At 43.6% G+C, this 12,464-nt stretch carries 11 protein-coding genes; 6 read left to right on the top strand and 5 right to left on the bottom strand.

The features are described from left to right. Positions 1–73: 73 nt before the first annotated feature. The 5 genes from V7K35_RS22090 to V7K35_RS22070 all read left to right on the top strand — a co-directional run bounded on the left by V7K35_RS22090 (position 74) and on the right by V7K35_RS22070 (position 3,652). Positions 74–1,351, top strand: coding sequence for an AmpG family muropeptide MFS transporter (locus V7K35_RS22090; protein ID WP_335081632.1), 1,278 nt, complete (start codon positions 74–76; stop codon positions 1,349–1,351). A 4-nt stretch (positions 1,352–1,355) separates the two neighbouring features. After that, positions 1,356–1,763 carry an ABC transporter permease gene (locus tag V7K35_RS22085; protein ID WP_335081630.1) on the top strand — a complete coding sequence of 136 codons (408 nt, stop codon included), beginning with the start codon at positions 1,356–1,358 and terminating at the stop codon, positions 1,761–1,763. A gap of 105 nt (positions 1,764–1,868) precedes the next feature. Continuing rightward, positions 1,869–2,060 (top strand): hypothetical protein, encoded by a 192-nt coding sequence (locus V7K35_RS22080; RefSeq protein WP_334795562.1) that lies wholly within the window; start codon positions 1,869–1,871, stop codon positions 2,058–2,060. Between the two features lie 131 nt (positions 2,061–2,191). Continuing rightward, complete coding sequence (locus tag V7K35_RS22075; RefSeq protein ID WP_335081629.1) at positions 2,192–2,719, top strand: GNAT family N-acetyltransferase; 528 nt, start codon at positions 2,192–2,194, stop codon at positions 2,717–2,719. A gap of 174 nt (positions 2,720–2,893) precedes the next feature. Beyond that, positions 2,894–3,652 carry a HEAT repeat domain-containing protein gene (locus V7K35_RS22070; protein WP_335081627.1) on the top strand — a complete coding sequence of 253 codons (759 nt, stop codon included), beginning with the start codon at positions 2,894–2,896 and terminating at the stop codon, positions 3,650–3,652. A 116-nt stretch (positions 3,653–3,768) separates the two neighbouring features. On the opposite strand, the gene V7K35_RS22065 is transcribed toward V7K35_RS22070, so the two are convergent. The 5 genes from V7K35_RS22065 to V7K35_RS22045 all read right to left on the bottom strand — a co-directional run bounded on the left by V7K35_RS22065 (position 3,769) and on the right by V7K35_RS22045 (position 11,375). After that, complete coding sequence (locus V7K35_RS22065; RefSeq protein WP_334795559.1) at positions 3,769–4,176, bottom strand: phosphomannose isomerase type II C-terminal cupin domain; 408 nt, start codon at positions 4,174–4,176, stop codon at positions 3,769–3,771. 170 nt (positions 4,177–4,346) lie between these two features. Further along, on the bottom strand, positions 4,347–5,690 hold the full coding sequence (locus tag V7K35_RS22060) for a PQQ-dependent sugar dehydrogenase (RefSeq protein WP_335081625.1): 1,344 nt from the start codon (positions 5,688–5,690) through the stop codon (positions 4,347–4,349). Between the two features lie 453 nt (positions 5,691–6,143). Then, on the bottom strand, positions 6,144–8,936 hold the full coding sequence (locus V7K35_RS22055; RefSeq protein ID WP_335081623.1) for a glycoside hydrolase family 10 protein: 2,793 nt from the start codon (positions 8,934–8,936) through the stop codon (positions 6,144–6,146). 97 nt (positions 8,937–9,033) lie between these two features. Next, a complete protein-coding gene (locus V7K35_RS22050; protein ID WP_335081621.1) occupies positions 9,034–10,374 on the bottom strand; it encodes a TIGR03279 family radical SAM protein in 1,341 nt (446 codons plus the stop codon). A gap of 83 nt (positions 10,375–10,457) precedes the next feature. Then, complete coding sequence (locus V7K35_RS22045) at positions 10,458–11,375, bottom strand: undecaprenyl-diphosphate phosphatase (RefSeq protein WP_335081618.1); 918 nt, start codon at positions 11,373–11,375, stop codon at positions 10,458–10,460. A gap of 183 nt (positions 11,376–11,558) precedes the next feature. Between V7K35_RS22045 and V7K35_RS22040 the strand changes: the two genes are divergently transcribed. Further along, a complete protein-coding gene (locus V7K35_RS22040) occupies positions 11,559–12,335 on the top strand; it encodes a DUF3120 domain-containing protein (protein ID WP_335081617.1) in 777 nt (258 codons plus the stop codon). Positions 12,336–12,464 lie beyond the last annotated feature (129 nt).

Below are 12,464 nucleotides of genomic sequence, written 5' to 3'. Positions count from 1 at the left end.
CTTACACGAAATTAGACAGTAGTTATGGCAAGATAACTGCAATTCAATTAAATAAAAAGGAATCTTCAAGATTGTGGAAGTAAATAAATCGCTGCTACGAATTTTTGGCAGCCCAAAGATGGGAGCTTTGTTATTTCTTGGCTTTTCATCAGGGTTGCCGTTATATTTAACCAGTCAAACATTACAAGCATGGTTGACCAAAGAAGGAATCAGCTTGGCAGCGATCGCTGCTTTTAGTTTAGTAAAGCTCCCCTATTCTTTAAAATTTCTCTGGTCGCCTTTACTAGATAGATTTGTACCGCCTTTTTTGGGACGACGGCGAGGTTGGTTAGTAATTATACAAGTATTATTACTGTTAAGTATAGCTGCAATGGCTCTACAAAACCCATCCCAAGGGCTACAACCTTTAATAATTGCTGCTGTGGCCGTTGCTTTTTTTAGCGCCAGCCAAGACATTTTAGTTGATGCTTACCGCACTGATGTAGTGGAAGTACAAGAAAGAGGTGCGGGAGCATCTATTTACTTATTGGGTTATCGCATTGCGATTCTAGTAACCGGTTACGTTACCCTATTTTTAGCAGACAGAATGCCTTGGCAAGCTGTTTACTTGTTGATGTCGCTGTTGATGCTCGTAGGCGTGGTAAGTTCTATTTTTGCACCAGAACCAGTCCTACGCGATCGCCCGCCTCAGACTTTATCTGCTGCCGTCAAATTACCCTTTATTGAATTTTTTCAGCGTCATGGCTGGCTACAAGCGCTTTTAATCTTGGTATTTATTGTAATCTACAAATTGGGGGATTCTTTACTGAAGAATGTATCCACCCCATTTTTGTTAGATAAAGGCTTACATTTCACTCAAACCGACATCGCATTTCCTGGCGCATTGGGAATTTTCGCCACTATTGTTGGCACCTTGGCAGCAGGAGCAATAATGACCAAAATTGGTGTTAATCGCTCGCTCTGGATATTCGCCATCCTGCAAGCTGTCGGCAACTTGGCTTTCTTTGCGTTGGCCGTAGTAGGTAAAAACTTTTATCTAATGTTAGCTGCTGTTAATATAGAACAATTCTGTGCTGGTCTAGAAACTGCTGCTTTTGTAGCGTTTTTGATGAGTCTTTGTAACCAAAGCTTTTCAGCTACACAGTACGCCTTACTTTCCAGTTTGCAGGCTTTTAGTAGAGATATTCTCACGGCTCCAGCAGGTACATGGGCACAAGCCACCGGCTGGTCTACATTCTTTCTACTGACAGCAATAGCTGCTTTGCCGGGATTACTATTATTGCCATTCTTTGCCCCTTGGAATCAAAAGCCAGTGGTAGTATTATCCAGACCAGGATTTGAGGAAGAATAGATATATGGGGAATCAAGTAGTTATTGCTGTCGGCACATTTATCCTCTTACTCACTGGTTTATTACTTGGCTATGTTCTCTCGCAGTTAGTTTTGGGATTTCTAGCATTTAACCTCCTAACTTTTTTCGGAACACTCAGCCTAATTTTAATTTTTGGTACACTTTATTACGTTTTATTTTGGCAGTTGCGGAGAGAGCAGTCCCGGCCATCAACTATAAATGAAAGGATACCAAACCAGGTAGAGGAGGGTTCATCTGATAGCTATCTCAAAAACAGGCTAATTGCTAAGTTATCCGGTGATACCGTCGCTGCCGAAAGGTTAATTGAACAAGCAAAGGAGACTTATCCTGGGATGCCGGAGAATTGGTACTGCGAAAGAGTTCTTGATGACTTGGAGCGCAATAGCCGATAATCTGTTATTTTTCATGCCCGGAAAATCGCTAAAATAAATCAAGAATACTTCACAAATCTTCAGCTAGGTTCTCATAAAAGTTACGAGCTTGTTTGCAATCTAAATATGGCTATATTTCGTCAGTACATCGCCCCCTTGCTTGCAGTATTAGTATTTTTGTTTGCCCTGGTGGCAGTCAGTGCCCGGATCTTTTTACCTTCTGATATGGCAGCACCTGCACCAATTGAAGAAGTGGGGATAAGTTCTCAACCGACTCCTGCTAATTTGCCACCAGCAGCATATAACTCAGCTAGCTAAGGGACTTCTAATAAAAAAAACATCCTACGCTCCGCGAACGTAGGGGCGCAAGGCCTTGCGCCCCTACAAATGTACAAATAATTTTGGATAATTTATTTTTTGTCAGTCCCTAAGTACAATAAACATCAGCAGTGTCTGAACAACTACTACCGGGGTATATTATTCGCCGTGGCTCGGCTTTGGATCGGGCGTTGCTGCTTAAATTCATGCAGCGAACTTACCAGGATCTTTTTCCCAATGAGGATTTTTCTCACCTAGAACAAACAATTAGACAATACTTTTCTAGTGATACGCCCTTGTGGTGGGTCGATTTTTTGGGTGAGAGAGTGAAGAAAGATCAGGAAGCATCTACCTTGTCCCCTTCATCCCACTCCCCCACTTCCCCTATAGCCTGCCTTTGGGTTGGTAATGCCATAGATCAAGTGCAGGGTAATCGTCATGCTCATATCTTTATCCTCTATGTTGTGCCAGAACATCGGCGGCGAGGTATTGGTACAGCCTTAATGCGATATGTGGAAAATTGGGCTATTCAGAGAGGCGATCGCCAGATTGGATTGCAAGTTTTTCAATCCAACAAACCTGCATTAAATCTTTACAATCAGTTAGGTTATCAAACCCAATCCCTGTGGATGGTAAAATTCCTGAGTGCAGAAAAATAAACTAGAGGATAGCAATAACATGCTTTAGCGTCTGAGTTATAACAATTCTCGTTTGGATAAAACTCAACGAGGGAGAATGGAAAGTGGATAATGACGCAACTAATATATATAAGGCTTTAACTTATTGACACATCGCGTTATGTGTTAATCCCAAAAAGGGATTCAAATGAAATTATGGATGACGAAGACGATCTAAGCCTACTTGATATTGAGCAGGAACTAGAAAGCCCCTTAGATAAAATAGAGCCGCTAACTACCGAATCAGTTGTGGCGAAGCCTGATCCAGAAGTGATACTAGCCCTGCTGACAAATCCCCAGCCCCAGGAACGAATGTTAGCGGCGCGTGCTTTTTCTGATATTGAAGATGCGCGGGCTATCCCCCATCTGATTCGCCTGTTAACTGATACCTGTCCCTTAGTACGGGTGAGTGCAGCTTATGGACTTGGACGCAATCCTAGTTCAGAAGCAGTGAGTCCGTTAATTGCTCAACTAAACAATGATTGGAATGGCTATGTGCGTAAAGGCGTTGTTTGGGCTTTAGGAAACTGTCGCGATCGCCGTTCTTTAGCGCCTCTAGCAGACGCCTTAAGAACTGACATTTCCGCAGTACGTTTGTGGGCTGCTAGCGCCTTAGCACAGATGGCAGAAGTGGGTTATGAAGCAGTTATAGGCGCAATGCCACCATTAATTGAAGCCTTAGTCCAAGATCCCGTGGCAGCAGTGCGGAGTAACAGTGCTTGGGCAATTGGTCAACTGTGCCGCGAACTCCCTTCTAATGTAGTTTATGCCACAGCGATCGATGCCCTAATTGAAGCCTTTGCTGAAGACCAAGATTTGGGAGTCCGGGAAGACGCGAAAGCCTCACTGTTAGGAGTGGGTGATCCCCGTGGCTTGCAGCTGATTGAAACCCTGGAACAAGAAGGGTGGTTTTGATTGGGCATTGGGCAATTCAATTTTGGATAATGGAATTGACAATTTTGGATTAAATTTCAATTCTTTAATCCAAAATCGTTCGACTGAGCGTAGCCAAAGTCTAAAATCTAAAATTATTACTGACCTTCAGCTACAGGTTTGACCAAATTTAAGTCATAAGGACGCTCAGTATCATCTTCACCCAAATACTCACCATTTTGAATTTCCAGAATAACTAGCGGAATATGTCCAGGATTTTCTACTTTATGTAGTGTTGCAGCAGGGACATAAGTTGACTCATTTCGATTCAGTAATATTTCCGCATCGCCACAAGTCACCTTGGCTACACCGGAGACTACAACCCAATGTTCATTGCGGTGATAATGGATTTGTGGTTTAATGCCGTGCCTGGGCTTGATTTCAACACGACTAATTCTATAGGTTTCTCCCTCTTCGATCAGCTCCACCTCACCCCAGTATCGTGTACCTGAATGGGGAGAAAATTCGTTGATATTTGACTGAGTATTATTTTCATTCTGAGCCATAATTAATTTCTCAACTAGATGATTATGAGTATTTTTAAGTAATCTAGCGTAAAGGCAATAAACCTGCGAAGGAAATGGTCACAGCATCTCTATTGATCACAACTGCTCTAAGTTGCCCCAAGATAAGAGATTTTACTCCTGAATTTTTAAATGCGTAAATTTTGAATTGTTTAACTCCCTGTATACTGAATTCTATAAATCCGATTATTGGCTTCTTCTGTTAGTAGTAGACTGCCATCGGGCAACACGAGTAAACCTACAGGTCGTCCCCAAGTGGTTGGTACAGAAGGATTTAGCAAAAATCCTGTGAGAAAATCTTCATAGTAGCCAAGCGATCGCCCTTTAGCATCGAAGGGAACAAATACAATTTTATAACCGGTACCGCGATCGCGGTTCCAAGAACCACGAAAAGCAGCAAAAGCACCGTTGCGGTATTTTTTTGGAAACGTTTGACCATCATAAAACTGCAAACCCAATGCTGCTGAGTGCGCCTGGAACAGCACATCTGGCGTTTGGGTACGGGCTGCTAAATCGGGGCGTTTACTTTTACCATCTGTTTTTTGACGAGGATCAAGGTTGTTTGGCGTCAGGTAGGCATAGGGCCAGCCGTAAAATTTCCCCTTTTGAAGGCGTGTCAGATAGTCTGGAACCAAGTCATCACCGATTCCATCCCGTTCGTTAACAGTGGCGTAAAGCTGCTTAGTGATCGGGTGAAAGTCCAACCCCACAGGATTACGCAAGCCGGAAGCGAAAGTCTGCTGCTGGGAACCATCTAAATTCATTACCTGTATCGAAGCCCGTGGTAGGGGTTCTTCATCCACATTGGTTCCTGAACCAACTGAAACATATAATTTCTTGCCATCAGGCGAGACAACGACATTGCGCGTCCAATGGTTGTTATAACCTTTAGCAGGCAAGTTGGCGATTTTTTTTCCCTTACCTGTAATCTTGTTTTGACCTTGAGTATAGGGAAAACGCATCACAGCGTCTGTGTTTCCTAGAAAAAAGGAATTACCTACAAAAGCCATCCCAAAGGGTCTATTGAGTCCGTTGTCCCTACTAGCAAAGGTTTCTCGAACATCGGCTACGCCGTCACCATTGCTGTCACGCAACAAACGAATCCGATTTTGCTCGGTTTCAGTCACTAGAACATCACCACTGGGGGTTAAAGCTAGCCAGCGTGGGGCATCTAGACCTTCGGCAAAGACGTTAACTGTAAAGCCTGGTGGCACGCGCAGCACCGGATTTTGCGGAATGGGCACAACCTCAGGTCGCTTGGAGGCACTTTCTGTTGCGAAGGGTGCTGGTAGATTCTTCAGATTGATCCGGATGGGTGTGGGTGAAAATGCTTCAGTTCGGACAAGATTTTTTGGCTGTGTAGGATTCTGTGTCAGTCGGGCAGAAGGTACAGATGCTTGCAGCTTGGGATTATCAAAGGAGGCACGAGTCTGGTTACAGGCTACTGCAAAGGTCAGTAAAAAAACTGGCAGCAAGAAACGCCCAAAGAGTTTCATGATTGCAGATACTATATACAATTTTCCTACTCTAGACTTGATACTTAATAATTGTCGCCATTCTAAAGTCCGATTTTTCTTAGTTAGGACTTACACAAAAAACCCCTCAAACTCTCATTCCTCCCTTCGGGTTCGCAGTTGCCTACGGAGGGAAACCCTCCTACAGCGCTGTCTCACCGTGTCGCGCCAGTTGCTTCAAGTCGGGGAACCGCAAGGGCGCACTGGCTTCTCTGTGTCTGGAGTGATTCGTTCTTTCATCACCCGTGCGTAAGTCCTGTTAGTTAATCAACTTACGCAAAAATCGCCAAAAAGCTTAATTTATCGTAGACATGTAGTGGCTTGCCACAGGCTACCGCCATCTCTGCGAGAGGCTTTTGCCAACGCGCAGCGTCTCGTTAGAGAAGAGCGCGAAGAATCGTAGAGGGTGCGTAAGTCCTAAACTTGCCTCTTCTACTAAGGACGCAACTGCACCCGCCGTTCCCCATAGCGCAATAGCCTTTCTATAGTTACAAGCCGATTTTCCCAAACTTTGACTTGATAGGAGTTCGACTTAAGCTCTTGACTCATCACTACCCGAAATTGAGACTGGAACCGAGTTAAAGAGGCTCTCGCCACTATTAACTTATTAGCAGAAGGGGAAACGGCAAGCTGATTTAAAGCACTGCCTAAAACTTCTGCTTGGTTGTTAAAATCTGATATTGTCTGAGCAGTTCTTTGTAATTGGTGATTTTGAAAAACAAATTTCCATTCCCGTTGCAGCGCGGTGTAACGAATGGCGGCAGTTTGAAAAGGCTGGCGGTGAGGAATCGGTTCACTTGTTGTGGATTGAACCTTACCTTGGGTGCTAATAAAGAGTTTTTCTAGCTCGTTGTTAAAATTCTCTGCGGCAAAAAGTGCATAACCACTAACTGGCAAGTCCCTAACCAACTGGAGTTGATCGAATGCTCCAACTGTTGGCAAAGAAAGTAAGCGAATTCCCGGCACTAACAATGTAGCTCCCAATTGTTTAGAGGCGATCCAGGGTTGGGCTAGTCGTTGGAAGCGCGAAGTATCCAGAGCATAAGTCATCGGAACGATTAAATCTACATCTCCCCGCCTTGCCCAAATTTCCCAATTTTGTTGAATTTTCTGAATCCGCTCTAATTCTGGCAGAGGAAATACTGCAACCGACAAAATCAAATTCGGTCGTTTTTGTCGCAACTGCTGTGAAACTTGGGCAACAAAGCTATTAACTTGCTCAGTGCGAAATGTTGTCCACTTTTGCCACAAGTCTGGTTGGCTGGGGGAAATATTTATCGGATCTACACCAGTAAGTTGCTGAAACTGCGCTCTTGCAGCTTTGCCATAGCCGTATGTTCGACCTGCTGATGGATCTTGAAAGGGGTAGCGAATGTAGTCTAGCTGTAGACCATCCACGTCATAGCGAGTAACGATTTCCTCGTACAGCTTGAGTAAGTACTGCCGCACTTCGGGGTTAGCTGGGTCAAAGAATGGCTTAGTCTGACCAACGGGAATCATGTTGCCAAGATTATCGTAGTTTGCCCAATCGGGATGAGCCGCCAGTACTGGCCCTGGATAATCAAGATTAACGTTGATAATCTGATTGTGGCGTTGATTACCAGCAGCAAAAGTCCAAACCCAAGCGTGTAATTCCATGTCTCGCTCATGGGCTAATTTCACCGCATCTGCTAATGGGTCCCATCCACGAATTAATGGGTTTTGCTCTTTTGCCACTTGGCTGGGATAAATGGTATAGCCAGCATTAACAGTTTCAAAGAAAACGGTATTAATCCCAGCTTGGGATAGGCGATCAAAAATCTGGGCTAGTCCCGCCTTGCTACCAGCACGGACAATCGTCCCCCGATCTAACCAAACTGCTCTGATTTCTGGTTGAGCCAGCCTTTGATCAATGGGAAACTGCTGCCACAAAATCGTCTTCGCTACCAGCCACTGCTGACGAGCTAGAGCGTAGTTTTTTTGGGCAATCAATTGGGGTAAGTTTTTGGCAATTACTCTTACCTGTACCAAGGCTTGGTCTTTACTTATGCCTAGTCCCCCCAATTTAGTTGACGCCAATTGTGTCGGCTGCTGTTTGACAGATTGGGGGGTATAGGTATTCAGATGCCTAAAGGATTGCTTGTCGTCAGATATCGCAACACCTTCATTAGCTGCATCAGCTGACACCGCTAAATTAGCGCTTTCCACCCGACCAATTAAATTTTCTAGCTCTTGCTGGAGAGCGATCGCTTCATTGTTATTAATCGGCTCATTGGAGTTAGGTGCAACATCTAGACGCACCGCTTGTTCCAACTGATCAATAGCTTCCGAATTTGAAGGTTTGACTGTAGTCAGCGCTCTAGGTATGGGAGCAGTGGCAGTTTTAGGAGGAGTAGGAGATGACGGAGATGAACTACCCCCCTGCGCCCCTGCCCCTCTGCCCCCTTGCTCCCTTGGCGCAGCCGCCACCGTTGTAGAACAGTTTTGGGAACCTCCTGCTATTTTTTTCATGCGATTTGATGGTGGTAGCGCTGTCAAATAGTGATTGAGAGCAGCTTTTAACCAGGCATTATCTAAGTCGGCTGCTGAGGCTGCATCTGTTCCCCAGCGCCAGCCCAAAAGGGTGGAACGCTCAGTTGTCACTACAGCAGCAGGATTATCTTTGGAATTCCAAACAGCAGCAGATTCAGTGCCCATATCATTAGGAATCACAACGCCGCCGCGGACTTTGCCAAAGAGTTGAGTTTGATTTGCCCATTCAGGGATATTGGTTTTTGTGGGTTTGATCTGTTCTGTGTCACTGAGGCTGAATCCCCAATAACCTCCCAAAAGCGATCGCAATAACTGCCGCACTCCCGGCGCTGATAGACTACCTACGGGGCCACTAGCAATCAAGCGCCCACCTTTACTCATCCATTCTTCGAGAGCGATCGCTTGGGTTGGTGTTAATGTCTCAACATTTGGCAAAAATAATACCCGGCGATCGCCCCAATCTGCCACACTCTTGACATCAGTTAAGGGAATTACACAATATTTCACCCCTATTGCCTGTAAGCGGTCAGTTATCCCTGTCCATTGATTTGCATTTTCTTGGCTATGGACTACGCTCAATATAGGTTCTTCAGTCGCCGCCTTTACTGGCAAAATACTAAAACTATTTAAAATTAAAATATTAAAACTTAAAATGAAGAATCCGGCTTTTTTTATTTGTAAATTAGCCTTCTCATGATACTTTTCCCGATTCTTCACTACTGACTCCTGAATGGATTAGTTATTAGGCATTACTTCTTATTTATCATCTAGCATAACAACAAATTACCTCCGAAAAACAACTGAACTTTGATAACTAAAGCTGAACAGAATTGAAAATACATGTTTTGATTAAATCTTCAACTCCTGCTACTGGAAAAAATTTGGTATTTAGTTGTCCAGCTAATTCCTCAATACTCATATCATCTAAAAACACTAATTCACCATTTTTTAACATGACATTCGGTAGCAAAATTCCATCACCTAAATCCTGCCCTTCTAAATTTAAAAGCAAATCATGGCCAGTTAGTAATCCGGTTACACTGATAGTTTGTCCCCAATAATCACTACATAAAGCACGCATATTGACTTCTAAACCTTCAACAAAATTTAAGCGTTTCAAAATGGGTTGAAATGCTTCTTCTACGGCGTTGCCCACTACCCAAGTGAATTTTCTTTGAGGATATACTTTTGGCGGGAGTAATTCTGCCGCAACGGTGGCAAATTGCTTGAGAAATAATTGAATTGAACCAACTCCGTTATCAATTTGGGGATATTCTTCATATTCAGATTCGCTGGGTAATTCCTCACCTGCAATCAAAAACCACTCATCGGCTAACCAAACAACGCTGGAGGCGAATTTTTGACGAAATTGTCGCGAGAGCGATTGCACTTGGGAAATCACTTCTTGGGCTTTTTCCCTAGTTACGGGTATGAGTTCGTCTTCTGGAGGCCGAAACCGTGTCAACCCTACCGGCACAACTGCCACCGATGCCACCGCAGGCACTTCACCTGTATGAAAGGACGTTAAATCTTTGAGAGTTTGTTCCAGATGTTTGCCATCATTTATACCAGGACAAACAACTACTTGAGCATGAATTTGTAGTCGCCTTTTTTGAAACCATTTGAGTTGTTGCAAAATTTGTCCCGCACGCGGATTTTTTAGCAGTCGAATTCTTACATCAGCCTCTGTAGCGTGAACAGAAACATACAACGGAGACAAGCGCATTTGCTCAATTCGCTGCCATTCTTTTTCTGGCAAATTGGTCAAGGTAAGATAAGAACCGTATAAAAAGCTCAGACGATAATCGTCATCTTTCAAGTACAAGCTGGTGCGCTTACCTGGCGGCTGTTGGTCGATAAAGCAAAATGGACAGCGATTATTGCACTGAATTAAGCCATCAAATAGGGCAGTTTCAAATTCTAGCCCCAAGTCTTGGTCGTAATCTTTTTCAATTTCCAGGCTATGAGTTTTACCAGCAGCGTCTAAAACTTCTAATTCCAAAACTTCATCAGCACACAAAAACTGATAATCAATTAAATCGCGGGGACATGTACCATTGATAGCAACGATCGCATCCCCAGCCTCAAAGCCAATCTCTGCGGCTATTGAGTCTGGAAGAACCCTGGTAATTCTGGCAGGATGAATTGTAGTCATAGGGCATGGGGCATTGTGCATGGGGCATTGGGCATTCATCGTCTGGTTTGGAGAAATCACAAATGATAAATGACCAATGAGTATTAACTATTTTTCAACAATTTAGCCGCGATCGCACTGAGGATTACCGCTCCAAATGCCAAACGATACCAGACAAATATCCATGTGTTCTTAGTTTGAAGATACCGCAACAACCAGGCGATCGAAAAATAAGAAAATGCAAACGCTGATAATGTCCCTACTGCTACCACTAGCAAGTCAATTTTGCCCAGTGCTTCTTTAAAAAATTCATATAAGGTGGCAATAGTCAAGGTGGGAATTCCTAAGAGAAAGGAAAATCTTGCTGCTGTCTGCCTCTCCAGCCCCAGAAATAAGGCGGTTGTTAAAGTTGAGCCAGAACGAGACGCACCCGGTACTAAAGCCAGCATCTGACCTAATCCGATCAGCAGTCCATCTAGAATGGTTATGTCTTTAAAATCTCGCTTGCGACTGCCTAATTTTTCAGATGCACCCAATAAGAGTGCCATGACAATAGAAGCCACAGCTATGGTAGTCATGCTGTTAATCCCGGAATTTTCATTATTTAGTGCCTTCTTCAGCAGAAATCCCCCGACTAGAGCAGGCAAGGTTCCTATTGCTATTCCTACCAATAATCTCCATTCTTCTCGCTGCCAGTCTTTTTCTTGAAAAGCCGCCCAGCCTCCAGTTAAAACTTGAGCAATAATTAATCGAAAATAGATTAAGACGGCAATCACACTGCCAAATTGAATTGTCGCTAGAAAAGCTTTTGACCCCAATTCTTCCCAGTGGAACGCATTGGTGAACACTTGTAGATGAGCAGTACTGCTAATGGGCAGAAATTCTGTAATGCCTTGTACAATCCCCAGAATAAATGCCTCAAGTAGTTGCTGTATCAAGTTAACTTCAGTTGCCGACCCTCCCACCTGTAACAGTTGCCAGAAGAGTAAATTCATCCCGCCCGCTTCTAAGGTTGTCACCATTAACTACACTCCTAAAATGGATGCGTACTTTTACGAATTATCCAACTTTACGTTGTTGTACTCAGTTTTTCCGGGTGACATCCAACCTTGATAAAATTTAGATCCAATCAAAATCCCCCCTATGGGGATTTTTAGATGTGATATCTTAAGTAAGATAAAGTTTAGTAACAAATATTAAAAACTTTGATAAATAATACATTGTCCTCCTACAGTGCTTCTACCTCTTCTATTGATACCGAGTTGGATTTGGCTGATCTTCGACAGAACGGGATCAGGCAATTGGAATCTACACTCTCCTCTCCCTCTCTTTCCTTATCTATTTCTGCCCGACAAACTTGGTTAGTGTTTGCGGCGGCGGTGTTTTTAGTAACAGTGCCAGTATTTATAGAAGCGCCAATAGTGCGATCGCTACCAAGTCTAAGTTTAGCGCTGACAGCATTTTGGGTGTGGCTAAGTTTTACATTAATGTCACGGACTGCAACTTATGTCTGGGGAGATTTGCTCTTAGGATTTAGCTGGAGTTGGTTAGCAGGAGCGATTTACTGGGGCTGGTTACGTTGGGAACCTTTTTGGCATCTGCCAGTAGAATCTATAGGCTTACCGCTTGCTTGCTGGTGTCTGGCAAAGAATTGGGGCAAGGTGGGTAGCTGGTTTTATTTAGGTTCTTTACTCGGTACAGTTTTAACAGATGTATATTTTTATCTAGCAGACTTGATGCCCTATTGGCGGCAAATCATGAGAGTAGATGCAGATGGCGCACCACAAATTTTACAAAATGCCCTAATGCAAGTACAAACACCTTGGGGACAAACTTGGGCGATAATTCTCGCCTTAGTGCTGTTAACAGTCGGGATTTTACCTTTAGGTCGAAATCAAAGACACTGGTATGCCTTTAGCGGCGCAGTTTTAAGCACAATTTTGGTAGACAGCCTATTTTTGTTAGCTGCGATCGCAGCCTAAATATTCAAAAATTGGTTAATATCAAAACCAAAACTTTTTCCAACCCACTATACGGCACATCAAGAATGATGCTGTAGATAATTAATTAGTTAAGAAATATTACATAACAGTTTATCAGCCTCAAGTGTT

The organism is Nostoc sp. (assembly GCF_036917275.1).
GTDB lineage: Bacteria > Cyanobacteriota > Cyanobacteriia > Cyanobacteriales > Nostocaceae > Nostoc.
Note: the sequence above shows the minus strand (reverse complement) of the source record. Positions and strands in the feature narration are given on the sequence as shown.